Below are 24,580 nucleotides of genomic sequence, written 5' to 3'. Positions count from 1 at the left end.
TCAGTCGATCCGGCGCAAGTCCGCGTTGTACCAGTGCGCGTTGTGCACGTAGACGTTCACCGAGTCGTCGAAGTCGCCGGGATGGACCACATCGGTTTTGATCTTGGCCGGCACTCCCAGCGCCATCGCGTACGAGGGCACCTCGGTGCCGTTGGTGACCATCGCTTGCGCGCCGACCAGTGCGTACCGGTGTATCACCACCCGGTGCAGCACCACCGCGCCCGATCCGATGAGGCAGTCGTCGGCGATGGTGCAGCCCTCGAGGTGGACATTGTGACCCACCACGCAGCGGTCGCCGATGATCGTGTCCAGCGTGCCTGTGCAGTGCACGATCGTGCCGTCCTGCACCGACGTCTGCGCCCCGACCCGGATGGCGCCGTGGTCGCCGCGCAGGACGGCGGTGGGCCAGATTGACGCCTCCGGACCGATCGTGACGTCGCCGATCACGACGGCGTCAGGATGGACGAAAGCGGTCGGGTCGATGGTCGGCCTGCGCTCACCGAGGGCGTAGAGGGGCATGGTCCTATCTCACCCGAACGTCCCAGGTGCGCGCAAACCGCCGTGCTGGTGGCAGGTTGTGCCCCCCACAGTGTCCGGCTGGGGGTGGGTGTGGCAAAGTCAGCGGTCAGAACAGGCATCGCCGGGCATGAATTCGGGCCCTCTGGTGTTGAACGAGCATCCGCAACCTGAGCAGGAGAGGGCATGGCAACCGACTACGACGCACCCCGCAAGACCGACGAGGAACTGTCTGAGGACTCCCTGGAGGAACTGCAGGGCCGCGTCAAGACGGCATCAGGCGGCGTCGACGAGGACGAGACCGAGATCGCTGAGAGCCTTGAACTGCCCGGCGCGGACCTGTACAATGAAGCGCTGACAGTCCAGGTGGTGCCGAAGCAGCAGGACGAGTTCACGTGCTCGGTCTGCTTCCTGGTCCACCACCGCAGCCAACTGGCCAGCGAGAAGAACGGCGTCTACATCTGCACGGAGTGCGCCGGCTGATCGCCGATCAGGCCGGCAGTTCGGCCCGCGGCTCGTCAGCCCACCGGGCCATGCCCTGCTGGACCGCGACGTCCACCAGTGCTGCTACGACCGCGGTGGCAAGGGCCCAGACCAGCACCCGCCGGAAGGGAACGTCGGTGTCGTCCTTCTTCGGGATCGTGCCGTCGTGCCGGCGCCGGTACAGTGCGTCCAGTGACCTACGGGTGGCCCACGCGGCACCGAGGGAGACCACAGGGGTGATGAGTCGGGGGTTCACGCAATCCTCCACAGGTGTCGTCTCTGGCGATCCTATCGGCCCAGGCCGCGCCTGGACGGTGATTGCCTCGGCGATGTCCCGTCGTCCGTTTCAGATGCCGGGGCCGGACAGCGACTCGGCCAGCTCCTGCGGATGCCCGGAACTCACCAGCCAGTAGGGGACGTCACCGGAGCGCAGATCGATCTTCACGCCCTCTTTGGTGGCCAGATTGCGCAACACCAGGCGCGCCCGGGAATCGGCCAGCGGTCCGGCAACGGCCTGCACCCCGGGGCCGTCCAGGGCGGTGACCGCGGCGATGTCCGACAGCGGCAGCGCCTCGTCGCCGATGTGCAGGCGCTCGGCATCGACGCTGAGCACCAGCCGGCGGCGGCTGACGACCAACCCGCCCACGACCACCAGCACCACGAACACCACCAGTGCCACCGGCACGGTCACGACCGCGGCGAATGTGAAACACAGCAGGGCGAGCAGTCCGGTCACGACGCCGTACGCCCACCACGGTGGACGCAGCACCTCCCGATAGGTCATACCGGGATTGTCCAACGGGCCCCCGGACGCTCGTGCACCCGGCCATAGGATCGGCAGCGTGGGAACCGAACAGATGAGTTGGCCGGACAGTCCTACCAAGCCGCCGCCGGGCGCGGTGATGCCCGACCGCCACCCGCAGGCAGTCGCTGAGGGGCAGGAGATCCCCAGCCACTACGACCGTTGCTACGGGTGCGGTGGCTGGCATCCCGCGGGACTGCACATGCGGGTGGTCGCCGGTGACCGCAGCGTGCACGCGGTGTTCGAGGTCACGGACATGCACCAGGGTGCACCGGGCCTGGCCCACGGCGGTCTGCTGAGCACCGCGTTCGACGAGGCGCTGGGGGCCTTGAACTGGCTTCTGCTGGTGCCGGCGGTGACGGCCCGGCTGGAGGTGGACTTCCGCCGGCCAGTGCCGGTCGGCTCGGTTCTGCACATCGACGCCCACCTGGTCGGGCAGGTGGGGCGCAAGGTCTACACGCAGGCCCTGGGCCGGCTCGGTGAGGACGGTCCGGTGGCTCTGACGGCCAGTGCGCTGTTCCTGCAGGTCCCCTTGGAGCACTTCCAGGCCAATGGCCGTGCGGAGGACGTACGGGCGGCGGCCGACCGGACGGTGCCGGGCGACGGACTGGCGGTCAACCCGTGAACGTGCTCATCCAGCGCCTCGACCCCGGGTTGCCGCTGCCGGCCCGGGCCCATCCCGGGGACGCCGGGCTGGACCTGTTCTCCCGTATCGACATCACTGTGGAACCTGGGCAGCGGGCGTTGCTGCCCACGGGGGTGGCGATCGCGCTGCCGGACGGATATGCGGCCTTCGTGCATCCCCGCAGCGGCTTGGCCGTGAAGCACGGTGTCGCTCTCGTGAACGCTCCCGGCACGATCGACGCGGGTTACCGCGGCGAGATCCAGGTCTGCCTGGTGAATCTCGACCCCCACGAAGCGGTGACTTTCCGCCGCGGCGACCGCATCGCCCAACTCGTGGTCCAGGAGGTTCCGCCGTTGCATCTGATCGAGGTGGAACGCTTGCCGGGGTCCGCGCGGGACACCGGCGGTTTCGGATCCACCGGCGGGCATCGCGGCTCGCAGTGATTCAGGCGGGCGCGTTACGGTGGGACGGGTCGAACCATAGGAGAGACAGTGTTCAAGCGACGTAGAGGTGGGTCCGACAGCCAGTCCGAGGCGCAGCAGCCCGGCGAGATAGAGCAGACCGGGGACGTGGACGAGGGCGCTGAGGCGGCGACGAGTGAACCCCAGGTCACCGGGACCGGCCCGTTCGACATCGCCGACGCGCCCCGTGACGACGTTGCGCGGGTCGACCTCGGCGGGCTGCAGATCCCGATCGTGGACAACATGCAGCTCAGCCTCGAGGGTCACAACGAAGAGGCGAACACGTTCGCCCTGGCGGTCGTGGTGCTCGAGGAGCAGCAGGCCGCCCTGCAACTGATGGCCGTTGCGGCCCCGCGCTCCGGGAACTTCTGGTCCGAGGTCATGGATGAACTCGACGCCGAGATCACGCAGGCGGGGGCACGGTGACACGCTCGGAAGGTCGTTTCGGCGCTGAGCTGGCAGGCGAAGTGCCCGCGCAGGACCCCCAGGGCAACACCACGATGCAGCCGGCACGTTTCGTAGGCGCTGAGGGCAATCGATGGTTCATCCGCGGGATGTTCATGGGCACCGCCGCGACGAGTCCGGCGATGGGTGAGTTCTTCGAGGACATCATCGCCGGGTGCATCGTGAACCGGGGGGAGCGCCCCATGGCTCCCGGGGACCTCATCGCGCTGAGCCCGCCGGAGGGGATGGTGGCCGACGAGGACGATGAGGATGACGACGAGGGCAGTGCGTACGAGGACATGGAGCCTTTCGAGCGTGGGCCGGAGATCACCGAGATCCGCTGACCCCGCGCGGGCACGTCAGCGCGGCACTCACCTCACAGGGCCTCCGCCAGCCGCCCGGCATCACCACCTGCCAGATCTCTCGGGAGGACCGTCAACTGCGCCCCAGGGATTCTGACCGCCCAGGTGCGCGCGACCTCCAGTGGGTGCGTCGGGTCGTCGGCCAGACCCACGATCCGGGACTGCGCGTTGATCCCTGCGAGTTCTTGCGGCTGTGGGGCGGGCTGGGCTGCGGCCACCCGCAACGCCTCGATCAGGTCCGCCGACGGCATCGACGTCCATGCGCGCCGCAGCTCTTGGACGATCCAGTCGTCGGGGCCGGCCGCCAGGGCGACGTCAGTGAGCACTTCAGCGGTTGAGGTCTCCTCGATCCGGCGTGCGGTGTCGTACGTCAAGGCCGCCACGGGGCCCGGATCGCCCTGCCAAGCCGGCATCACGGCGTAGAGGCGGCCGGCCCACGCCCGGTGCGCGCAGAACCTCGCGGCGGCATGGGCGCCGAGGGACACTCCGCCCACAATGTCCTGATCCGTGGGCGCTGCCCGTTCGATGATCGTCACCATCTGGGCCATGGACAGCCCGCGCACATCCGGGGCGATCAGTTCCCAGCCGCGTGAGCGGACCGTCGGGCCGAAGGCCCGGATGATGAACTCGGGGTACGAGCCGGCACCGTGCAGCAGCAGGCAGCGGGTCACGGTCCCATTGTGTCCGGGGCGTAGCGGCGTACCCTGTACCCGTGACCGCAGAGAAGTCGTGGCGTGCCCGCACGAGTACCGGGCAGACATGCCAGCACGTCCTCATCTGTGATGCCGAGGTGGGTGAGGTCGTGGAGGTCACCGGCGCGGTGCACAGCGTGACCCTGCACCCCAGTGGCGGTGTGGAGTCCTTCGAGGCCGACGTCGCTGATGACACCGGCATGGTGCACCTGGTGTGGCTGGGCCGCCGCCGGCTGACCGGTATCGTCCCCAGCCGCCGGATCAGCGCCCGGGGCCGGGTCGCGATCCGCGACGGCCGGAAGGTGATCTTCAACCCGGAGTACGAACTGACGATCCCGGGTCACGAGTGAGTGCCGACGAGCCGGCGGCGCAGCCGGCCCATCCGGAGGCGGTCCTGCTCGAGCGCGCCATCGGGGGCTGGCGCGGGATGATCGACTCCGCGCTGCCATCAGTGGTGTTCCTGGGCGTGTATCTGCTCAACGGCCGGGTGCTGCAGCCAGCGCTGGTGGCGGCCCTGGCCACCGGCGCGGTGATCCTGGTGCTGCGACTGTTCCGCCGGGAGCCGCTGACCCAGGTCCTCGCAGGTTTCGCCGGGGTGGCGATATCCGCCTTCGTCAGCGCCAGGACGGGGGAGGCCCGCGACTTCTTCCTCTGGGGCTTCTTCGTCAACGCGGCCTACGGAGGGGCGTTCCTGATCTCCCTGGCCGTCCGTTGGCCGCTCATGGGTGTGGTGGTCGGAGCCATGACCGGCGATCCGTCCGGGTGGCGCCAGGACCCCGAGGAACGGCGGGTGTTCGCCGCAGCCACCTGGGTATGGGTGTTCGTCTTCGGTGCCCGGATGGTGGTGCAACTACCGCTATACCTGGCCGGCTGGGTGGGGGCACTCGGGGTCGCCCGCATCGTCATGGGCTGGCCGCTGTTCCTCTTCGGGGCGTATGTCACCTATCGGCTGCTGCGCCCCGTCTTCGACCGCAAGCGGCTAGCCCAGGCGGCGGCCGAGCAGGAAGCCGATGAACGCACCGAAGAAGCCACCCACCCCGAGCCAGAAGCCGGGCACCCACGGCAGGACGCCGAGCACCAGGCCGACGACGCCGACCACCGCTGACACGACCAGCGCAATGCCGATGCCTGCCGAATCCCCATCGGTCTCAGCGGGAAGGTTCTCCTGGCGCTTGGCCGGCGGCGGGCTGCTGGCCGTGGCCCCGTCGATCTCGCGCAGGAGCCGCTCGATGTCGTCGTTGTCGCTCATGGCTCCATCTGAACACACCGGGGTGTGAGCTGGGTAGGGACGACCGGGGTAGCGAGCGCGCAGTCGACCTTGAAAGGGTGGGTACATGGCGTCGAAGACCAAACGAGCGAATCCCTCTCGCAGCCGGGTGAAGGTGTCGCCGGGGGCCCTCGAACCGGCGGAGGTCGAGGTCCTCGACCGCTGGTTCCGGGCGGCCAACTACCTGTCCGTGGGCCAGATCTACCTGCTGGACAACGCGTTGCTCGAACGGCCGTTGCGGCCCGAGGACGTCAAACCGCGACTGCTGGGGCATTGGGGCACCACCCCCGGGCTCAACTTCATCTACGCCCATCTCAACCGCGTCATCCGCCGGGACGACACCGACATGATCTACATCGCCGGGCCGGGACACGGCGGCCCCGCGATGGTCGCCAATGCGTGGTTGGAGGGGACATATTCGCACTACTACCCCGACGTCAGCCAGGACCGGGCCGGCATGGCCAAGCTGTTCAAGCAGTTCTCCTTCCCGGGTGGCATCCCTTCCCATGTGGCGCCCGAGACGCCGGGGTCGATCCATGAGGGCGGCGAACTCGGCTACTCCCTGTCCCATGCCTTCGGTGCGGCGTTCGACAACCCGGATCTGGTCGTGGCCGCTGTGGTGGGTGACGGCGAAGCGGAGACCGGGCCGCTGGCGACCTCCTGGCACGGCACGAAGTTCCTCAACCCGGTGACCGACGGTGCGGTGCTGCCGATCCTGCACCTCAACGGCTACAAGATCGCCAACCCGACGGTGCTCGCACGCATCCCCCATGAGGAACTCACCGCGCTGCTCGTCGGCTCGGGATGGAAGCCGCACTTCGTCGAGGGACCGATCCCGAACGGATGCACCACCTCATGGCCTCGACCCTGGACACCGCCATGGCGGAGATCGCTGAGATCCAGCGGGCAGCCCGCGAGGAGGGCAAGACCACCAGAGCCCAGTGGCCGATGATCGTCCTGCGCAGCCCGAAGGGCTGGACCGGCCCGGCGGTGGTCGACGGCAAGCGGGTGGAGGGCACGTGGCGCAGCCATCAAGTGCCGCTGCTGAACACCCGGACCGACCGCCAGCACCTGCGCATGCTCGAGCAGTGGATGCGCTCCTACCGCCCGGAGCAGTTGTTCGACGAGACCGGACGACCGCAGGCGGACCTGCTGGAACTGGCGCCGGGGGGCGACAAGCGGATGTCCGCTCAGCCGCATGCCAACGGCGGCCGTCTGCTGCGACAACTGCGCCTTCCCGCGTGGATGGATCATTGCGTCGCGGTGCCGGAGCCCGCAAAGGCGACCCACGAACCGACGCGGGTGCTGGGTGGCTTCCTGCGCGATGTGATGGGCATGAACCTCGATGCCGGGAACTTCCGGATCTTCGGCCCCGACGAGACCGAGTCGAACCGGCTGACCGGCGTGCTGGAGGTGACAGGCAAGACCTGGGAGGCAGAGAAACTCCCGGACGAATGGGACAGCCTGCTCAGCCGTGACGGCCGGGTCATGGAAGTGCTCAGCGAGCACACGTGCCAGGGGTGGCTGGAGGGTTACCTGCTCACTGGACGGCACGGGTTGTTCTCCTGCTACGAGGCGTTCATCCACATCGTCGACTCGATGGTGAACCAGCACGCCAAGTGGCTGAACACGACCCGCGACATCGGGTGGCGGATGCCCATCGGCTCCCTGAACTACCTGCTCACGTCACATGTGTGGCGCCAGGACCACAACGGCTTCTCCCACCAGGATCCAGGCTTCATCGACCACGTCGTGAACAAGAAGGCCGATGTCATCAGGGTGTACTTGCCGCCGGACACCAACACGCTGCTGTCCACCGTTGACCACTGCCTGCGCAGCCGGGACTACATCAACGTCGTGGTGGCCGGCAAACAGCCGGTGCTGGATCTGCTGGACGCCGAACAGGCCCGCCTGCACTGCACCCGCGGGATCGGCATGTTCGAGTGGGCGGGCAACGACGGTGGTGGGGATCCCGACGTCGTGCTGGCGTGTGCCGGCGACGTGCCGACCATGGAGGTGCTGGCTGCGGCGGCGATCCTGCGCGAGCACCTACCGGACCTCCGGGTGCGAGTGGTCAACGTGGTGGACCTCATGCGCCTGCTCCCGCATTCGGAGCATCCGCACGGCCTGCGCGACAGCGAGTTCGACGCCCTGTTCACCACCGACAAGCCGATCATCTTCAACTACCACGGTTACCCGTGGTTGATCCACCGGCTCACGTACTCGCGCGCCGGCCACGACAACCTGCACGTGCGCGGCTACAAGGAGGAGGGGACCACGACGACGCCGTTCGACATGTGTGTGCGCAACGACATCGACCGGTTCCACCTCGTCATCGACGTCATCGACCGGGTCCCCGGGCTCGGCGCCCATGCGGCCGGTCTTCGCCAGGCGATGGTGGACCGGCGACTCGAGCACGAGCACTACATCCGGGAGCGCGGCGAGGATCTGCCCGAGATCAGGGAATGGGTATGGCCGTTCTGAACCGCCGTCGCCCCGCCCGGGCTCATAGCCTGAGGTCGTGAAGGACTTCGCAGCGGCCGACGTCACCCGCATGTACCGGGAGGAGTACGCGCAGGCACTCAACGCCCTCGGCCGGTTCAACCTGGCGATCTTCGGCAAGACCGGCACCGGGAAGAGCACGCTGATCAACGCCATGTTCGGCGAGGATGTTGCGGCCACCGGCACCGGGCGCCCCGTCACGACCGGGCTGGACTACTACGTACACCCGAACGGCATCCTCGGGGTGTACGACTCGCGTGGCTTCGAGACCGGCGAAGCGGGCGACCGCATCCTGGCCGCCCTCGAGGAGATCGTGACCACCAGTCGCGGTGGTGAGGCCTCAGCGCAGATCCACGTGGCCTGGTACACGGTGCGCTGGAGCGACCGGCGCTTCGAGGAGCACCAAGCCGCTTTCGTGCAGCGACTTCACGACCTCGGGGTTCCGGTCCTGTTCGTACTCACCCAGGTGCCGTGCAACACCGCCGGCCAGATCCACGAGGATGCCCTGGAGTTCGCCCACTACGTCGCGGCACTCGGGCTTCCGTTGGCCGGCGATGGGCGGGTCTTCCTCACCAACGCCAAGGCAGACCCGTTCCTCGGCACGGTGGTGTTCGGGCTGCAGGAGTTGCTCGACGCCACCTTCGACACGATCCCGGAGATTGCTGTGGCTGCGCTGTCCGCCGCCCAGCAGCTCGACTGGGGGCGTAAAAGACACGCTGCTAAAAAGATCATTACAACAAGCGCGTCGACTGCCCTGGCCACCGGCGCGACCCCGATTCCGTTTGCCGACGCGGCCATCCTGGTCCCGCTCCAGATCGCGATGATCGCGCGGCTCACCGCCGCCTACGGCACCACCCTGCCCTCGGCCCAGTTGGCCTCCCTGGTGGGTTCGTTGATGCTGTCCAGCGGCGCGACCACCGCCGGCCGCTGGATGGTGTCTTCGCTGTTACGCGTGGTTCCCGGCGGGCAACCGGCCGCGATGTTCATCTCGGGAACCGTGGCTGCCAGCATGACCACAGCGATGGGCTGGGCGTGGGTGGCGGTGTTGGAGAAGTACCTCGTGAACGGCGACATCAGCGACGAGCAAGCCTTGCGCACGGTGTTCGCCGAGGAGTTCCGCCGCCGGTTCAAGCTCACGCGCGGCGCGTCGGCGAAGGAGCTACCGGCGGGGGAGTGAGGCTGGCCAGCGCGCCGGGACTCCACCGGTATCGGGGAGAGATGCGGAAGGGCGGGAGCGATCCAACCCGGTCGGATCGCTCCCCGTTGGAGGTAACTCTCCCGCCTTCGGGTCAGGGCGCCTTCTTCGCTGGAGCCTTCTTGACCGGAGCCTTCTTGACCGGAGCCTTCTTGACCGGATTCACAGGCGCCGCCGCAGGGGCTGGTGCCCCCAGCGCGACGACCTCCTCCAGACCCGCCCGCAAATCGTCCACGAGTTCAGCCGGGTCGGTGACGGCGACGGTGTCGATGTTGACTCCGACCTGTGCGACGCCGTTGTACGACATCAACGCGCAGTTCACTGCGGCGCCGGCCTTCGGGGCGTAGGGCAGCATGCGCAGGATCTGGGCGCCGGCGAAGTAGACCGGTATGGGCGGGCCGGGCACGTTGGTGGCCACGAAGTCGGTGCCCTTCATCAGCCCACCGGCGACGGCGGTCGAGATGGTGCGCGGCAACATCGTGAGAAGGCGGAAGACCTGGTCGGTGAGCACGGCGGCTGGTTCGGTGCGGGCCTGCCGCAGGACGGGGTGCAACTGCTGGATGCGCTTGCCCGCGTCGCCCTCGTTCATCGGTACCGGGAACCGGGCCGGGACCCAGGCGTTGCCCTGCTTGCCGGCATCGGCGGGGCTGCGCAGGTTGACGGGCATGTTGACGCGCAACGCGTCCGGGATCGTCCCGTGCCGGTCGTGGTACCTCCGCAGGCCACCCACCACACCTGCGACGAAGGCATCGTTGAGCGTGCCGCGCCCGACTTTGCCAGCCTTCTTGAGGTCGTCGAGCGGGACGTCGATGAGGTCGAAGTACACCGACAACGAGCGTTCGCCGAACACGGTGGACATGGGCTCCGACGCCGGTGCCAGCATCCGCGACAGGGATGCGGCCATCTCCGCAGCCGAGGTGGCCATCCCAACCGGGTCGCTCACGGCGTCCTGACGAAGTCCGTGCCCGTACCGAAGGCACTGCGCACGTCGCTGGCGGTGGTGCGCGCCTCGAACGACATGCCCTGCCGCAGGCGGTCGGTGATCGAAGCCGGCTGGCCCGTCGGCACGGCCGGCATCGGACCGAGGTCCTGGCCGGCGCGATCGAGGTCGAACAGCATCGCCGCCATCTGCAGGCCGCCGATGCCATCGGTCACCGAGTGGTGGATCTTGGCGATGAAGGCCGCTTGCCCGTCCTGGAGACCGGACACCAACTGCATCTCCCACAGCGGCCTGGCCTTGTCGAAATCCCCTTCGGCCATCTGCTCGGCCAGTCTGAAGACCGGGCGCATCGTGCCGTCCGGATTGGGGGCTTTGACCCACCGCAGGTGGTAGTCGAGGTCGAAGTTGGGGTCGATCTCCCAGCGTGGCGGGGCCAGACTCAGCGGGTTGCCGACCGCCCGTTGGCGCAACTTGGGGATCGAGCGCGTCATCCGGTCGATGCGACTGCGCACCACTGACTCGTCGGGTTCGCTGTCCAGCAAGAGCACCAGAGTGATCACCGATCGCAGGATGGGGTCCTCCTCGACCCCGAACATCACTGCGTCGGCCCAGTCCATGCGCGGGTCAGCCACGGTTCCTCCACAAGACGGCGGTCTCTTGGCGCCATCTTGTCGAAGTCACCCCATGGTGTGCACGCCGACGGACGAGCCGGTCGCTGACCGTCACCGCCGCGCGGTGGCGGCGGGCATAGGATCGGGGGCGTGGATTTCGAACCCAGCTCACTCGCCAAGGAACACATCGGCCGCCTCACGGACTTCATGGCTGAGCATGTCTACCCCGCCGAGACGGTGTATGCCGAGCAACTCGAGGAGTTGACCGCCGCTGGTCGCGGCCATGAGCAGCCGGCGGTCATGCGCTCCTTGAAGACCGAAGCCCGACAGCGAGGACTGTGGAACCTGTTCCTCCCGGATGAGTCGGGACTGTCGGTCACCGACTACGCGCCTTTGGCCGAGATCACCGGGCGCAGCCCCCATCTGGCCCCGGAGGCACTGAACTGCTCGGCACCGGACACCGGGAACATGGAGGTCCTGCACATGTTCGGCACGTCCGAGCAGAAGCGGACCTGGCTCGAACCTCTGCTCGGCGGTGAGATCCGCAGCGGCTTCGCGATGACGGAGCCGGAGGTGGCGTCTTCGGACGCGACCAACATCGCGACCCGTATCGAGGCAGACGGTGACGACTACGTCATCAACGGCCGCAAGTGGTGGACGACCGGGGCGATGGACCCGCGCTGCCAGGTCCTCATCGTGATGGGCAAGACCGACCCCGAAGCTGAGACCCACCGGCAGCAGAGCATGGTGCTGGTGCCCATGGACACCCCCGGGGTCAGGCGCGAGCGCAACCTCACCGTGTTCGGCTACACCGAGCAGCCCGGGCACGCCGAGATCACCTTCACCGACGTGCGGGTGCCCCGCGGCAACCTGATCGCCGAGGAAGGGATGGGCTTCGCCATCGCCCAGGCGCGGTTGGGCCCGGGCCGGGTCCATCACTGCATGCGGGCGATCGGGATGGCCGAGCGTGCACTTGACCTGATGTGTGACCGGGCCCTGGAGCGGGTGGCCTTCCACCGCCCGCTGGCCGGCCAGGGGGTTGTGCGGGAATGGGTCGCCAGGTCCCGCCTGGCGATCGACCAGGCCCGGCTACTCGTCCTGCACACGGCGTGGGTCATCGACAACAAGGGCGCCAAGGCCGCCCGGCAACAGATCGCCGGCATCAAAGCCGTTGTGCCGCAGATGGCGCTCGAGGTCGTGGACCGGGCGATCCAGACCCATGGCGGTGCCGGCGTGAGCCAGGCGACGCCCCTGGCAGAGATGTGGGCGGGTTTGCGCACACTGCGGATCGCCGACGGGCCCGACGAGGTGCATCTGCGCGACGTTGGCCGTCTGGAACTGAAGGCGCACCTCGATGGTTGAGCTGGAGGTACGCGAGCAGGACGCCTTCGAAGTCGACGCGTTTGCCGGGTGGCTGGCGTCGGAGGTTCCCGGGCTCGGGGACGTCGCACGGATCAAGCAGTTCGCCGGGGGTGCGTCCAATCTGACCTTCCAGATCGACTGTGCCCACGACAGCGTGGTCATGCGCACCTCGCCGACCGGGCGCAAAGCTGCCTCCGCGCACGACATGCAGCGGGAGGCCCGGTTGCTGACGGCACTGCGACCGCAGTTCGACAAGGTGCCGCAGGTGCTCGCCGTCGCCGGTGATGACTCCCCGATCGGCCGGCCGCTGTTCGTCTGCGAGTTCGTCTCGGGCACGATCGTGCGCCGTGAGCTACCGGATGATGCACCGGTGGCAGAGATGGCCGACACCTTCATCCAGACCCTGGTTGACCTGCACGCCGTCGACACTTCGGCCGGCGAACTGGCCACCTTCAACAAGGGCCAGGGTTACGTCCGCCGGCAGGTGGAGGGTTGGAACGCGCGGTACCGGCAGGCCCGCACTGACGACGTGCCGGACGCCGAGTCGGTCATGGCCTGGCTCGCCGACCGGCAGCCTGCAGACGTGGCCGCGTGCGTGATCCACAACGACTGGCGCTTCGACAACATCGTGCTGGATCCGCAGAACCTGGCCAGCGTCAAAGCCGTGTTGGACTGGGAACTGGCCACGGTGGGAGATCCGTTCATGGACCTGGGATCCGCCATGGCCTACTGGGTGCAGGCTGACGACGAGCCGGGCATGCAGGCCTTCCGCATGCAACCGTCGACGGCGGACGGGATGCCGACGCGCGCGGAGTTCGTGACGGAGTACTGCCGACGAGCCGGCCGGGATCGCCCGGACTGGCTGTTCTACGAGGTGTACGGCCTGTTCCGGTTGGCGGGGATCGCTCAGCAGATCTGGTACCGGTACTACCACGGCCAGACGTCCAACCAGGCCTTTGCCATGTTCGGTCCCGCGGTGCAGTTCCTCATCGCCCGGTGTGAGCGGCTCATCGGGTCTTGAGTCCAGCCGTCACGGGCGGCACTCCTCCACAGGAAGGTTGCCGGCGGCCCGGTGTGGGGGCGTGGGCTGCACTCCTGCGCCATCGGGGAGTGAAACGGTCAGCGGGGAGCGATGCAACCGGGTTCGATCTCTCCCGGGTGTCCGGATCTCTCCCGGGTTGAGGTGGAGCGGCCGGCGGCCCGGTGTGGGGGCGTGGGCTGCACTCCTGCGCCATCGGGGAGTGAAACGGTCAGCGGGGAGCGATGCAACCGGGTTCGATCTCTCCCGGGTGTCCGGATCTCTCCCGGGTTGAGGTGGAGCGGCCGGCGGCCCGGTGTGGGGGCGTGGCGGCCGTACCGGCACGCGCTACCGTAGGTGGCCGACCACTGTGGAGGCGTCATGTCGCAGGCACCTGCGGACCCGGAGGCCGGTCCGCGCGATCCGCGGCGACCATGGCAGATCGCCGTCGCGGTGCTCGGTGTGCTCACGCTGACTCTGCTGATCATCAACGTGGTTCTGCGCACCCGCGCCGACTCGGCGGTCCGCAGCGAGAACGAGGCGGTCGCCGCTGCGGAGGAACTGAGGGCGCAGACAGCTCAGTTGTCGGCGCGCAGCGAGGAACTGCTCACCCAACTGTCGACGTCGAAGGAACGCCTCGCGGAGGTCACGGGTCGGCTCAATCTCACCGAGGAGCAGGTGGCCGCAGCCGACGCGAACGTCAACAAACAGGTCGCTGCGCAACGGGCTGCCGAACGCGAACTGCAGCAGGCCGACGGGGGGCTGCGCCGTGCGCGGGCCGAGGTGGCGGCACTGCAGGCCCAGTTGCGCAATGCGCAGACCTGCTCAGCCGCTGCGATCGCCGCACTGGCCCAGATCCACTCAGGCCCGGACATCGAGTCCGGCTCCGAGCAGGCGGCCGCGACGCTCGAGGCGGTGCTGCCCGCCTGCCGGGCCGGGTTGCGGTAACCCATGGAACTCGACGGCAACGGCTGGGTGTCATGCGGGTGTGGCTCCCGGCACTGGGGCCGACATGGTGCGGCGGGACTGTTCCTGGTCGTGGCGGATCACGTGCTCGTGCAGTTGCGCCCACGCTGGGCCCATCAGGGAGGGACGTGGGCGATCCCGGGAGGTGCCCGCGACTCGCATGAGGGGGTCGTTGCCGCCGCGCTGCGCGAGGCACAGGAGGAGGCGGCCCTGGACCCCTCCTCCGTGAGCGTGCTGGGGGTGCGCCGGTTGCAGCACCCGGACTGGCGCTACGACACGGTCATAGCCAACGCAGGCCGGCGCCCCCTGGTCGCCCCGCATGCCGAGAGCGTGCAACTCGAGTGGGTGCCGCTGCACGCGATCGCGGAATGGGACCTCCACCCGGGGTTCCGGGAGTCCCTGCCGGACCTGGGTGCGCCCCGGATCGCGTTGCTCGTCGACGCCGCCAATGTGGTCGGCAGCCGGCCCGACGGCTGGTGGCGCGACCGGGCCGGTGCGGCGCAACGACTGCTCGAACGGCTGGAAGCACTGGCCGGGCGGGTCGTGCGGTACGACGGGCACCCGCATCTGGTGTCCAGCATCGACGTCGTCGTTGAGGGTCGTGCCCGGGATGTGCCCGAGCGGCCGCTGGACGGCTTGGTCCGCGTCCTGCGCGCAACCGGGTCCGGGGACGACACCATCGCGGAGCGCGGGCGTACGCTGGCGGACGTGCTGGTGGTGACCTCCGATCGTGGTCTGCGGGCCCGCGTGGACCGCACCATCCCGGTTTCGCAGTTGTGGGAATGGCTCGATGGCTGACCGGTATCTGGAGCGTTTCGCGTGGCTCTCGCTGGCGACGGGCATCCTGGTGCTGGCGCTGAAGACGCTCGCCTGGCAGCTCACCGGCTCGGTCGGTCTGCTCTCGGACGCGCTGGAGTCCACGGTCAACATCGGAGCGGCACTCGTTGCGGTCTTCGCCCTGCGGGCGGCGAACCGGCCTGCGGATGCCGAACACCACTTCGGCCACGGCAAGGCGGAGTACCTGTCGGCCATGGTCGAAGGCGTACTGATCCTCGGGGCATCCGCGGCCATCATCGCCACGGCGGTGAACAGGCTGCTCTCGCCGCAGCCGCTGGAGCAGGTGGGGATCGGGTTGGTTGTGTCGGTGATCGCCTCGGTGCTCAACGGGGTCGTGGCCCTGATCCTGATGCGGGTCGGGCGCGCCCACCGATCCATGGTCCTGGTGGCCGACGGCAAGCACCTCATGACCGATGTCTGGACCTCGGCCGGGGTGGTGGTGGGCGTCGGTGCGGTCGCGCTGACCGGTTGGGTGCCCCTGGACCCGCTCATCGCGCTGGCGGTGGGGGCCAACATCTTGTGGACGGGCTGGAAACTGCTGCGCGACTCCGTGTCGAGCCTGCTCGACGAACGACTGTCGGACGCCGACATCGACGAGGTCGTCGCCGTGCTCGCCGCGCACGAGGCCGAGGACGTCCGGTTCCACGCGCTGCAGAGCCGGGCCTCGGGACGGCAGCGGTTCGTGTCCGTGCACATGCTGGTGCCGGGGGACCGAAGCGTGCGGGAGGCACACGATCTGACCGCTCAGATCGAGGAAGAGATCGACGACCGGTTGCCGGAGACGGTCGTCACCATCCACATCGAGCCGCTGGAGGACCCGCGGGCCTGGAACGACATCCCGGTAGGTGCCGAGCACCGGATCGACGCCTCACGTACGCGGTTCGGTCAGGGGCCGGTCACCGGATAGCCAGGGGTGTTCGCCGGCGAGCCAGAGCTCGTGCTGCACGGGCCAGGTGTCAAGGTAGACCCGCGCTCGGGCGTCCAGCACGGTCGCCTCGGGGGTGGCCGCCCGCATCGCAGCCACCACGCCGGGAGGGCAGTTGGCGCACAGCGCGGCCCAGTCCATGGCGGGGTCCGCCCGGGACGCGCCGTCCCAGTCGAGGATGGCCACGAGGTCACCGTCCGCGGTGACCACCAGGTTCCCGGCGCTGAGATCGCCGTGCACCAGGCACGTGGGCGCCGTGCGGGAGATCTCCGCGGCTGCCTGACACTGCCGCGCCGGGGCGATGCGGGCGAGCACTTCCCACAAGATCGTCCATGTCGGGTGGTCGGCGGGTAGGTCCGCGACGTCGCGCATCATCGCGGCGACCCGGGCCACCTCGCGGCCGAGCCGTCGCTGCGCCGCCTCCGACAGGTCCGTCTCCATGAGGGGCGTGCCATGGGCGCGCTGCATCACCAGATGAGGGTGGGGTCCGTGATCGTGCACCGCCAGCACGGCGGGTACAGGCAGCCCCGCCGCCCGCGCCAGTTCCTGCCAGGCGGCGGTCTGCCGCAGGCGCTCCCGGTCCCACTCCTGGATCGGATAGCGACGCACGACGTCCCCTTCGACGACGATCCGATTCCGGTTGGTCCGCACGACCCCATTCTTCCGGCGGTGAACACCGGGTGACAGCCGCCCCCGACAGGGCGATGATGATTACATGATTACGCAGCAAGAAGTGACAGCATGGTTGACCGGGCGCCTCGGCGACTGGTTCGAGGATTTCGACGTCGTGGTAGACCGCGAGGAGATCACCGTGGTGGGCCGCCTGCCCGGCGAGGGGCTCACGGACGCGGCCGCACAGACTGGTCGCATCACGCGTTTCCGGGAACAGACCCGCGACGAGCGCATCGCCATCGCCCGGGAACTCGAGCGCGCCACCGGGCGCAAGGTCGCGTGGGGCGCCCGGTGTGGTGATACCGAACGGATCTTCACGCGGTTGAGCGTGCCGGTGATGACACGACTGAAGCAGGACGACCGCCGGGTGCTCGACACGCTGGTCGCGGCCGGTGTGGCCCGTTCCCGCTCGGATGCGCTGGCGTGGTGCGTACGCCTCGTTGGCCAGCACGAGGCCGAGTGGCTCGACGAACTGCGCCAGGCGATGCGCTCTGTCGACCGGGTCCGGGAGCAGGGTCCAACGCCGTGAGGCGCCGGGTGGTGCGTGCGCAGCGATAGCGTGGGGCCGTGCGGTGCATCGCAGCGGTCACGGCAGCCACGGTCTCGGTGGGTGGGCTGCTGGCCGGACCCGCACAGGCAGGTTCCGGCGGTAGCGATCAGGTCAGGGTCACCATCGCCGACGTCGTCCTGGCCGGTTATGCCTGCACATCAGCGCCAGTCGACCTCGCCGTCGATGTGCCCGCGTGGGCCGGCTGGGCGGTCTCTGTGATCGCGGCGCCCACGGGCACGCCGCGGCTCGACGCGGTCGGGTTCGGCGGGCGCGGGCCGGGGTCCTTGCGGGGCTCACTGCTGATCTGCCCGGCAGACAGTGCCGGGACGTGGACGGCAACGGTCACGTCCCGGGTGCTGCTGAGCATGAGCGAATTCACAGTGACGTTCAACGTGGGCAAGCAGCAGACCTCGACCGTGCTGACCCGGGTGCGCAGCAGCAGCACGATCGTGCGGGTCCGCGGGTCCGTGCTCAGCACCGGGGGTTTCGCGGGCCGGGCGCCGCTCAGCGTTCAGGGCCTGCGCCCCAACGGCAAATGGCGCTTGCTCGGTCACACCGCCGCCAACCGCAAGGGCGTGTTCCGGTTCGACTCACCGGTGAGCGTGCGGGCGGTGAAGGTCGACTATCCGGGCGACAACGTCACGCTGGCGAGCCGGGCCCGGGCCCGCGCTGAACGTATCAAGTGACCTGTCAGTACCAGTTCTTGGCCTTGAAGTGCGCCCACGCGCCCTTCGGATCGCCGTAGCGGGCTTTGATGTACGACGCACCCCAGCGGATCTGGGTCTGGGGGTTGGTCTTCCAGTCCGCGCCGGCGGTGGCCATCTTGTCGCCGGGCAGGGACTGCGGGATGCCGGTGGCACCGGACGACGGGTTCACCGCCAGGTGGTTCCAGCCGGACTCCCGGGTCCACAGTTGCTCGAGCGGGAACCACTGATCGTCGCCCCAGCCGTAGGTGTTCAGGATGTACACACGCGCGTACAGCTTGTTGGCCTCGATCTGGGATGCGGTGATGGCAGGGAACGGAGGCGACGCCGACTCGGTCTCCGCGGCCTGGACCGCGAAGGTCTTGATCGGGCTGCGGACGCGCTTATGATCGGCGGTCGCCGGCACCTTGACCCGCCACCGATTGCGATCGGGAGCCACCGTCAGGGCCACCCGCACCCGCCCGTCGGCCTGGGTCATCTTGACCTTCTGCGTGACCCAGGTGCTGCCGTCGCTGCTGTACTGGATCTCGACCTGGCGGGGCGCGCCGCCGATCACCCGCAGGCGATTGCGGTGCACGGTGCCGTCGGTGGTCGTGCGCACTGTGGCCTTGAAGCCTTTGACGACGGTGCGCTGTCGAACGGTCTGCACCTGCGCGTCAGGGGTGGGGGTGGGCGCCGGTTCGGCCACCGCCGGGGTGATCCCGACGGCCATGATGACCGCCGCACAGGCAATCACTGGCATCTTCTGCTCCACGTGGCTGGACGTTATCTGTGACCGGTTTCACGAGGCAACCGGTCGGCTGTGACATACCGCACATCGGTACATTTAGCCTTCGAGTTGAATCTAACCGTCCGTTCACGGCGTGTCTCACTTGACAGCCGGCCGCCCAGCGTTCGGCGTCACTCATCACGCTGCGTAGCAACGCTTTACGGCAGGATGGGGGCATGGAGGTTTCCGAGACCCTGCTGCCCGGCGTCGGCATCCGCTACGAATTCCAGACGAAGGCCGGCCAGCGCGTGGGCATCATCGTGTACCGCGAGGGGAACAGCGAGTTCGTGCAGTACGACCGCGACGACCCCGATGCGAGCAAGAGCCTGCTGGAACTCAACGAGGACGAGGGGGAGGCGATCGCCGAGATCCTCGGCGCCCCCCGTTTCGCCCGAAAACTCGCCGACCTGACCCGGGAGATTCCGGGACTGCACTCCGAGCCCATCAAGCTGCCGAGCACGTCAGCGTTCGTGGGCACCAGGCTGGGGGAGACCCACTGCCGCACTCTGACCGGCTCCAGCATTGTGGCCATCGTGCGCGGCGACGAGATCATCAGCTCACCCACCCCCGACCAGTTGCTCCTGGCTGGAGACGTCCTGGTGGCCATCGGGACGAACTCCGGTGTGCGCAAGGTGCGTGAACTGCTCGAAGCGCAGTGACGCATGCAGGGTGATGCGTCGTTCCTCGTGGAACTGGGGTTCCTGCTCATCCTGCTGGGAGGCGCGGGGGCGCTGGCCCTGCGCGTCGGCCTGTCCACCGCACCACTGTTCCTTCTGGCAGGCTTGCTGATCGCCGAAGGCGGACCCATCTCCATCAGCAGCGCCGAGCCCTTCCTGGAAGCTGCGGCCGAGGTCGGGGTGGTCCTGCTGCTGCTGGCCCTGGGCCTGGAGTTCTCCACGGAGGAGTTCGCCAGTGCCATGAAACGGCATACGCCCAGCGGGTTGGTGGACTTCCTGCTCAACGCGCCACCGGGCTTCATCCTGGGTTTGCTGCTCGGGTGGGAACTGCCGGCCTGCCTCGCCCTGGCCGGTGTGACCTGGGTCTCCTCGTCGGGGATCGTGGCCAAGGTCCTCGGGGATCTCAACCGCCTTGGCAACCGGGAGACCCCCGCGGTGCTGTCGCTACTGGTGCTCGAGGACATCTCGATGGCCGTCTTCCTGCCGATCCTCGGGGTCTTCCTCGTGGGCGGCGCCCTGCTGTCTGGGGCGTTGGGAGCCGTCCTGGCCATCGGCATCGTCGTGGCCGTGCTGTTCGTGGCCCAGCGCGCCGAGTGGCTGGCCGAACGGCTCATCAACCACGAGGACGACGAACAGGTCCTGTTGCGGGTGCTGGGCCTGACGTTGCTGGTGGCGGGTCTGGCCGAGGTGCTGGGCATCTCCTCGGCGGTCGGGGCCTTCCTTGTGGGCCTGGCGATCCCGACGGATGCCGCCAGGCGCGCGCGACGAGTGCTCGAACCGCTGAGGGACCTCTTCGCGGCTGTCTTCTTCCTCGCGTTCGCGTCGCAGACGGATCTGGCGACGATCCCGGACGTGCTGCCCGAGGCGATCGTGCTCAGTGTGGTGACCCTGCTCACCAAAGTCGTGACGGGGTGGTACGCGGCGGCAAGGGAACAGGCTGCCACGCGAGGACGGATGCGCGCGGGCACGGTCCTTGTGGCGCGGGGGGAGTTCAGCATCGTGATCGCCGGACTGGCGGTCACGTCGGGCTTCGCGGAAGTCGGGGTGCTGACGACCACCTACGTATTGCTGCTGGCCGTCATTGGCCCGATTCTCACCCGGTTCGCCGACGCCCTCGCAGCGCCGTGGGTACGGAGGGCTGCGAGGGCGTCGGCGTGACTAGTCGGTGACCTGCTCGAACTGCTCGACGCCGTCGATGACGTGTTCGAGGGTGCTCTCTGTGGCCAGTTCGTCGGTGCCGAGGTCGAACACTGCGGGGGGTGTGGGTGGGTGCATCATGGCTGCCTCCTGAGGGCTTGTTGGTTGGCCTCCACCGCCCACTCTTCCCACCCTCGACCCACCTGCCAACCCTTACCCGTCGGTAACGGGTCATTCGGCCGATTACTCGCGAGTATGGTCGTGTCTGTGACGGTATTGCCCTGCGACGTGGTAGTCGTCGGCGCCGGGCCGATCGGCCTGGAGACCGCGGCGGTGCTGACGCAGGATGGCTACGACGTGCGGGTCCTGGATGCCGGACCCATCGGAGCCACCATCGCGCGCACCTTCCCCCCGCAGACCCGGTTCTTCACCTCTCCGGAACGCCTGCAACTGTCCGGGACCGCCATCGCGCCGGTGAACCAGGAGAAACTGACCGGCGAGGAGTACTTGGCCTACCTGCGTGAGTACGTGGCCGGGCACAGGCTGCGTGTGGACACCTTCACCCGGGTCGTCGACGGCAGCACAGATCCGCTGACGGTGGTCGCGAGGACCCTGGCGGGCATGGAGCGGACCTACACCGCGCGGTGGTTGGTACTGGCAACGGGAGGCACCGATCGGCCGCGCCGCCTCGGGGTGCACGGGGAGGACCTGCCCCATGTGCGGACCTTCCTCGGTGATCCGCATCGGTACGCCGGGCGCCGGGTCCTGATCGTCGGCGGCCGCAACTCCGCGGTGGAATCCGCGCTGCGTTGTTATCGGGTCGGTGCGCAGGTGGCGTTGTGCTACCGGCGCCCGCAGATCCACGATCGGGTCAAGTTCTGGCTGCGTCCGGAGGTGCAGTCCCTTCTGGACGAGGGGGCGATCACGGGCTACCTTCCGGACGAGGTCCTCGACATCGGCCCGGACTCTGCGCGGCTGGCCCGGGCGGGAAATGTCGCCGTGGATGACGTCGTCCTGCAGATCGGCTTCGAGCAGGACGGATGGCTCTTCGACCTGTTCGGCGTGCAGCGGGGCGGCCCCCGTAATGCGCCGCTGGTGGACCCGTGGACCATGCGCTCGAGCAACGACGCGGTCTTCGTGGTGGGGACCGCCATCGCCGGCACGCAGGACCGGTTCGAGGTGTTCATCGAGAACTGCCACGACCACGCGCAGCGGGTGGCTGCGTGCCTGGCGGGTAGGCCCGCGCCACCGCCGCGACCTGACCGCATCCTGCCGGAGGCGTAGTCCAGAGCTCAGCCGGTCGCCAGCGCCGTCAGCGCGTCCGCATCAATGCGTTGGACGGTCCAGTCGTCCATCCCGACCGCACCCAACGTCCTGTAGAAGCCGATGGCCGGGAGGTTCCAGTCGAGGACGGACAGTTCGAGACGGGCGTACCCCCGGTCGACGCACAGCGTCGCGAGGGTCTGCAGCAACGCCCGCCCGGCGCCGTGGCCGCGGGCCTGCGGGGTCACGTACAGGTCCTCGAGATAGACCCCGTGGGTGCCCTCCCAGGTCGAGAAGTTCAGGAACCAGATGGCCATCCCCACGACCTCGTCGTCGATCTCGACCACGTGCGCGAACACGTGGGGGGTCTCGGCGAACAGCACCTCCTGCAGCTGCGCCGCGGTCGTGCGCACCGCGTCGGGTTCGCGCTCGTACTCCGCGAGCTCGCCGATGAAGCGCAGCAGGGAGGGGACATCGGCCGGGATGGTCGGGCGTACGCGCATGTCTGCACACGATACGCGTGGGGTGGGCGTGCCCGGACAGATCATCGCTAGCCTGGCGCCATGCCCGCCGCACCCCACCACACGCCGACCGCGTCCGACGCCCTGGTGATCTTCGGGATCACCGGCGACCTCGCAAAGCGCATGACCCTGCAGTCGCTGTACCGCCTCGATGCCGCCGGCCTGCTGAAGGTCCCGGTCATCGGGGTGGCCGTGGACCACTGGACGCATGAGCAACTGCGCGACCACGCACGCAGCTGCGTGCAGGGTGCTGGCATCACCATCGACGAGGAGGTCTTCGCGAGGTTCGCCGAGAGGCTGTCCTATGTGGCGGGGGACTTCGCGGACGAGGCCACCTACGAGCGGCTGAAGACGACTGTGGGGGCGGCGACGGCACCCACGTTCTATTTGGAAGTGCCGCCGTCGCTCTTCGCGATGGTCGTCAAGGGCCTGCACGACGGGGGTCTGACCCAGGATGCCCGCGTGGTCATCGAGAAGCCGTTCGGCCATGACCTGGCTTCGGCCCGGGAGCTCAACGACACGCTGCACGAGTACGTGCAGGAGTCGCAGATCTACCGCATCGACCACTTCCTCGGCAAGATGTCGGTCGAGGACATCATCTACCTGCGTTTCGCCAACGCGGTGCTGGAACCCGTCTGGAACCGCAAGTACATCTCGTGCGTGCAGATCACCATGTCCGAGGATCTCGACGTCGCCGACCGGGGATCGTTCTATGACGCCGTCGGGGCACTGCGCGACGTGGTGCAGAACCACCTCATGCAGGTGTTGGCGATGGTGGCCATGGAGCCCCCATCCGGGGCGTCCGTGGACATCATCAGCGACCGCAAATGGGATGTCTTCCAGGCGATGCCGGACGTGGATCCCGCTCACTGCGTGCGTGGCCAGTACGAGGGCTACCACGACGTCGACGGGGTGGCTCCCGGTTCGACCACGGAGACGTATGTGGCCCTGCGCCTGGCCATCGACAACTGGCGCTGGCAGGGGGTGCCCTTCTTCCTGCGGGCGGGCAAGTGCATGCCGGAGAAGGTCACCGAGGTGCGCATCGTCTTCCAACGGGCGCCCACGCTGCATTTCGCCGCCGGGAAGAACCGGATCGCGCCGAACCAACTGGTCCTGCGGATCGACCCTGACGCGGGCTCCTCCCTGCTGCTCCACGCGCGCGACGCCGATGACGACGGTGTGCGGGGGATCCACCTGGACATGGACTTCGCGAGCGAGGGCGGAGCCGGGCGCACGCCGTACGAGGAACTGCTGTCAGCCGCGCTGCGTGGCGACCGCTCGAACTTCACGCGGCAGGACTCGGTGGAGGAGACATGGCGCATCGTGCAGCCGCTTCTCGACGATCCGCCGCCGGTGGAGTCGTATGTGCCAGGGACCTGGGGACCCGCACGTGCCTCGTCGTTGGCCTCACACCGGGGCGGGTGGCATCAGCCCTGGCTGTGATCCTGGGCCAGGGTCAGCGCGCCCGTCACACCGGCGTCCGCGCCGAGGCCCGGCGGCACCACGCGGGGGGTGGGGATGTACCCGGCCAGCGACTGCTCCAGCAGGGGGGTCAGGCGCCGGTGCAGACCGTCCCTGCTGCCCACACCGCCGCCGACGACGATGCACTGCGGACTCAGTACGCAGGCGATGTTGTGCAGGCCGGCGGCCACGATGCGGGCCTGGGTCTCCCACGCAGGATCGTCGTCATCGATCGTCTGTCCCGGGCGTCCCTCCCGGGCAGCCATCGCCGGACCCGAGGCCAGGCCCTCCAGGCAGTTGCCGTGGTAGGGGCAGATGCCCCCGCCGACATCGACGCCAACGAACATGTGACCCATCTCCGGGTGCTGTGCGCCGTGCAGGATGCGGCCGTCGACCAGCGCGCCACCCCCGATCCCGGTGCCGATGGTGATGTACACGATGTCGGTCAAACCCTGCCCCGCGCCGTAACGCTGCTCACCGAGCGCGGCGGCGTTGACATCGGTGGTCAGGACCAGCGATGCGTCGATCCGTGCGGCCAGCATGCCCAGTAGGTCGACCCCGGCCCATCCGGGTTTCGGGGTGGACAGGATGTGTCCGTAGGTTGCGGAACCGGGGTCCGGGTCACAGGGGCCGAAGGTCGCCACTCCGACGACGGGCACGGGGTTCCCGGCGAAGAACTCCGCGCATCGGTCCACCAGGACCTGCGGATCGTCGCCGGTCGGGAACTGTGCCCGTAGGGTCACCACGCCGTCGGCTCCCACCGCACACACGGTCTTGGTGCCGCCGGTCTCGATCCCGCCGTACATGTCGCCCAACAT

General features: G+C 68.6%; 29 protein-coding genes and 1 pseudogene. 20 read left to right on the top strand and 10 right to left on the bottom strand.

All coding sequences use genetic code 11. The features are described from left to right. Window positions 1-519 carry a gamma carbonic anhydrase family protein gene (locus IPG68_09970; protein ID MBK6763564.1) on the bottom strand — a complete coding sequence of 173 codons (519 nt, stop codon included), beginning with the start codon at window positions 517-519 and terminating at the stop codon, window positions 1-3. 183 nt (window positions 520-702) lie between these two features. Between IPG68_09970 and IPG68_09965 the strand changes: the two genes are divergently transcribed. Continuing rightward, window positions 703-999, top strand: a complete 297-nt coding sequence (locus tag IPG68_09965; protein MBK6763563.1) for a DUF4193 domain-containing protein — start codon at window positions 703-705, stop codon at window positions 997-999. A gap of 7 nt (window positions 1,000-1,006) precedes the next feature. Here IPG68_09965 and IPG68_09960 read toward each other — a convergent pair whose 3' ends face one another. Together IPG68_09960 and IPG68_09955 are read right to left on the bottom strand one after the other, a co-directional pair. Next, window positions 1,007-1,255 carry a DUF4235 domain-containing protein gene (locus tag IPG68_09960; protein ID MBK6763562.1) on the bottom strand — a complete coding sequence of 83 codons (249 nt, stop codon included), beginning with the start codon at window positions 1,253-1,255 and terminating at the stop codon, window positions 1,007-1,009. Between the two features lie 90 nt (window positions 1,256-1,345). Continuing rightward, a complete protein-coding gene (locus IPG68_09955) occupies window positions 1,346-1,783 on the bottom strand; it encodes a DUF3093 family protein (protein ID MBK6763561.1) in 438 nt (145 codons plus the stop codon). 73 nt (window positions 1,784-1,856) lie between these two features. Here IPG68_09955 and IPG68_09950 point away from each other — a divergent pair, with 73 nt between their 5' ends. The 4 genes from IPG68_09950 to IPG68_09935 are packed head-to-tail and all read left to right on the top strand — an operon-like array spanning window position 1,857 to window position 3,675. Further along, window positions 1,857-2,426, top strand: coding sequence for a PaaI family thioesterase (locus IPG68_09950; GenBank protein ID MBK6763560.1), 570 nt, complete (start codon window positions 1,857-1,859; stop codon window positions 2,424-2,426). Beyond that, on the top strand, window positions 2,423-2,869 hold the full coding sequence (dut, locus tag IPG68_09945; GenBank protein MBK6763559.1) for a dUTP diphosphatase: 447 nt from the start codon (window positions 2,423-2,425) through the stop codon (window positions 2,867-2,869). The genes IPG68_09950 and dut overlap by 4 nt, the downstream gene beginning before the upstream one ends. A 48-nt stretch (window positions 2,870-2,917) precedes the next feature. Further along, entirely contained in the window at window positions 2,918-3,313 is a 396-nt protein-coding gene (locus IPG68_09940; protein ID MBK6763558.1) for a DUF3710 domain-containing protein, read from the top strand. Continuing rightward, entirely contained in the window at window positions 3,310-3,675 is a 366-nt protein-coding gene (locus IPG68_09935) for a DUF3710 domain-containing protein (GenBank protein ID MBK6763557.1), read from the top strand. The genes IPG68_09940 and IPG68_09935 overlap by 4 nt, the downstream gene beginning before the upstream one ends. Before the next feature lie 32 nt (window positions 3,676-3,707). Here IPG68_09935 and IPG68_09930 read toward each other — a convergent pair whose 3' ends face one another. Continuing rightward, window positions 3,708-4,364, bottom strand: coding sequence for an alpha/beta hydrolase (locus tag IPG68_09930; protein MBK6763556.1), 657 nt, complete (start codon window positions 4,362-4,364; stop codon window positions 3,708-3,710). Between the two features lie 41 nt (window positions 4,365-4,405). Here IPG68_09930 and IPG68_09925 point away from each other — a divergent pair, with 41 nt between their 5' ends. The 4 genes and pseudogenes from IPG68_09925 to IPG68_09910 all read left to right on the top strand — a co-directional run bounded on the left by IPG68_09925 (window position 4,406) and on the right by IPG68_09910 (window position 9,331). Next, the gene (locus tag IPG68_09925; protein ID MBK6763555.1) at window positions 4,406-4,735 is read left to right on the top strand and encodes an OB-fold nucleic acid binding domain-containing protein; all 330 of its coding nucleotides are present in this window, start codon (window positions 4,406-4,408) and stop codon (window positions 4,733-4,735) included. After that, on the top strand, window positions 4,732-5,490 hold the full coding sequence (locus tag IPG68_09920; GenBank protein ID MBK6763554.1) for a DUF3159 domain-containing protein: 759 nt from the start codon (window positions 4,732-4,734) through the stop codon (window positions 5,488-5,490). The genes IPG68_09925 and IPG68_09920 overlap by 4 nt, the downstream gene beginning before the upstream one ends. A 229-nt stretch (window positions 5,491-5,719) precedes the next feature. Continuing rightward, window positions 5,720-8,136 (top strand): annotated as a pseudogene (locus IPG68_09915) (phosphoketolase family protein). A 37-nt stretch (window positions 8,137-8,173) separates the two neighbouring features. After that, on the top strand, window positions 8,174-9,331 hold the full coding sequence (locus IPG68_09910; GenBank protein MBK6763553.1) for a DUF697 domain-containing protein: 1,158 nt from the start codon (window positions 8,174-8,176) through the stop codon (window positions 9,329-9,331). A gap of 112 nt (window positions 9,332-9,443) precedes the next feature. On the opposite strand, the gene IPG68_09905 is transcribed toward IPG68_09910, so the two are convergent. Both IPG68_09905 and IPG68_09900 read right to left on the bottom strand, forming a co-directional pair. Beyond that, the gene (locus IPG68_09905; GenBank protein ID MBK6763552.1) at window positions 9,444-10,292 is read right to left on the bottom strand and encodes a DUF1298 domain-containing protein; all 849 of its coding nucleotides are present in this window, start codon (window positions 10,290-10,292) and stop codon (window positions 9,444-9,446) included. After that, window positions 10,289-10,921: a hypothetical protein gene (locus IPG68_09900; protein MBK6763551.1), complete on the bottom strand. Its 633-nt coding sequence runs from the start codon at window positions 10,919-10,921 to the stop codon at window positions 10,289-10,291. Before IPG68_09900 ends, IPG68_09905 begins: the two co-directional genes overlap by 4 nt. Window positions 10,922-11,050: 129 nt before the next feature. Here IPG68_09900 and IPG68_09895 point away from each other — a divergent pair, with 129 nt between their 5' ends. The 5 genes from IPG68_09895 to IPG68_09875 all read left to right on the top strand — a co-directional run bounded on the left by IPG68_09895 (window position 11,051) and on the right by IPG68_09875 (window position 15,990). Further along, the gene (locus IPG68_09895) at window positions 11,051-12,262 is read left to right on the top strand and encodes an acyl-CoA dehydrogenase family protein (GenBank protein MBK6763550.1); all 1,212 of its coding nucleotides are present in this window, start codon (window positions 11,051-11,053) and stop codon (window positions 12,260-12,262) included. Then, window positions 12,255-13,283 carry a phosphotransferase family protein gene (locus tag IPG68_09890; protein MBK6763549.1) on the top strand — a complete coding sequence of 343 codons (1,029 nt, stop codon included), beginning with the start codon at window positions 12,255-12,257 and terminating at the stop codon, window positions 13,281-13,283. The genes IPG68_09895 and IPG68_09890 overlap by 8 nt, the downstream gene beginning before the upstream one ends. 378 nt (window positions 13,284-13,661) lie before the next feature. Then, window positions 13,662-14,228: a hypothetical protein gene (locus tag IPG68_09885; GenBank protein MBK6763548.1), complete on the top strand. Its 567-nt coding sequence runs from the start codon at window positions 13,662-13,664 to the stop codon at window positions 14,226-14,228. A gap of 3 nt (window positions 14,229-14,231) precedes the next feature. Then, window positions 14,232-15,044, top strand: coding sequence for an NUDIX domain-containing protein (locus IPG68_09880; GenBank protein ID MBK6763547.1), 813 nt, complete (start codon window positions 14,232-14,234; stop codon window positions 15,042-15,044). After that, the gene (locus IPG68_09875) at window positions 15,037-15,990 is read left to right on the top strand and encodes a cation transporter (GenBank protein MBK6763546.1); all 954 of its coding nucleotides are present in this window, start codon (window positions 15,037-15,039) and stop codon (window positions 15,988-15,990) included. The genes IPG68_09880 and IPG68_09875 overlap by 8 nt, the downstream gene beginning before the upstream one ends. Here IPG68_09875 and IPG68_09870 read toward each other — a convergent pair. Further along, window positions 15,952-16,659, bottom strand: coding sequence for an aminoglycoside 3'-phosphotransferase/choline kinase family protein (locus tag IPG68_09870; GenBank protein ID MBK6763545.1), 708 nt, complete (start codon window positions 16,657-16,659; stop codon window positions 15,952-15,954). The two genes, IPG68_09875 and IPG68_09870, sit on opposite strands and share 39 nt — an antisense overlap. Before the next feature lie 64 nt (window positions 16,660-16,723). On the opposite strand from IPG68_09870, the gene IPG68_09865 reads away from it, so the two are divergent. Further along, window positions 16,724-17,209 carry a hypothetical protein gene (locus IPG68_09865; protein ID MBK6763544.1) on the top strand — a complete coding sequence of 162 codons (486 nt, stop codon included), beginning with the start codon at window positions 16,724-16,726 and terminating at the stop codon, window positions 17,207-17,209. Between the two features lie 38 nt (window positions 17,210-17,247). Continuing rightward, window positions 17,248-17,916, top strand: a complete 669-nt coding sequence (locus tag IPG68_09860; protein ID MBK6763543.1) for a hypothetical protein — start codon at window positions 17,248-17,250, stop codon at window positions 17,914-17,916. A 4-nt stretch (window positions 17,917-17,920) separates the two neighbouring features. Here IPG68_09860 and IPG68_09855 read toward each other — a convergent pair whose 3' ends face one another. Further along, complete coding sequence (locus IPG68_09855) at window positions 17,921-18,676, bottom strand: hypothetical protein (GenBank protein ID MBK6763542.1); 756 nt, start codon at window positions 18,674-18,676, stop codon at window positions 17,921-17,923. A 203-nt stretch (window positions 18,677-18,879) separates the two neighbouring features. Between IPG68_09855 and IPG68_09850 the strand changes: the two genes are divergently transcribed. The 3 genes from IPG68_09850 (at window position 18,880) to IPG68_09840 (ending at window position 21,801) form a co-directional block, all read left to right on the top strand. Continuing rightward, window positions 18,880-19,362: a cation:proton antiporter regulatory subunit gene (locus IPG68_09850; protein ID MBK6763541.1), complete on the top strand. Its 483-nt coding sequence runs from the start codon at window positions 18,880-18,882 to the stop codon at window positions 19,360-19,362. Window positions 19,363-19,365: 3 nt separating this feature from the next. Next, window positions 19,366-20,538, top strand: coding sequence for a cation:proton antiporter (locus IPG68_09845; GenBank protein MBK6763540.1), 1,173 nt, complete (start codon window positions 19,366-19,368; stop codon window positions 20,536-20,538). Between the two features lie 246 nt (window positions 20,539-20,784). Then, window positions 20,785-21,801: an NAD(P)-binding domain-containing protein gene (locus IPG68_09840; GenBank protein ID MBK6763539.1), complete on the top strand. Its 1,017-nt coding sequence runs from the start codon at window positions 20,785-20,787 to the stop codon at window positions 21,799-21,801. Window positions 21,802-21,809: 8 nt separating this feature from the next. Here IPG68_09840 and IPG68_09835 read toward each other — a convergent pair whose 3' ends face one another. Then, entirely contained in the window at window positions 21,810-22,283 is a 474-nt protein-coding gene (locus tag IPG68_09835) for a GNAT family N-acetyltransferase (protein MBK6763538.1), read from the bottom strand. Between the two features lie 60 nt (window positions 22,284-22,343). On the opposite strand from IPG68_09835, the gene zwf reads away from it, so the two are divergent. Next, window positions 22,344-23,744 (top strand): glucose-6-phosphate dehydrogenase, encoded by a 1,401-nt coding sequence (zwf, locus tag IPG68_09830; GenBank protein MBK6763537.1) that lies wholly within the window; start codon window positions 22,344-22,346, stop codon window positions 23,742-23,744. Here the strand turns inward: zwf and IPG68_09825 are convergent. Continuing rightward, window positions 23,729-24,580: an ROK family protein gene (locus tag IPG68_09825; protein MBK6763536.1), complete on the bottom strand. Its 852-nt coding sequence runs from the start codon at window positions 24,578-24,580 to the stop codon at window positions 23,729-23,731. The two genes, zwf and IPG68_09825, sit on opposite strands and share 16 nt — an antisense overlap.

The organism is Micrococcales bacterium (assembly GCA_016703125.1).
Lineage (GTDB): Bacteria > Actinomycetota > Actinomycetes > S36-B12 > UBA10799 > JADKAV01.
This window is presented reverse-complemented; position numbering and strand designations above follow the sequence as displayed.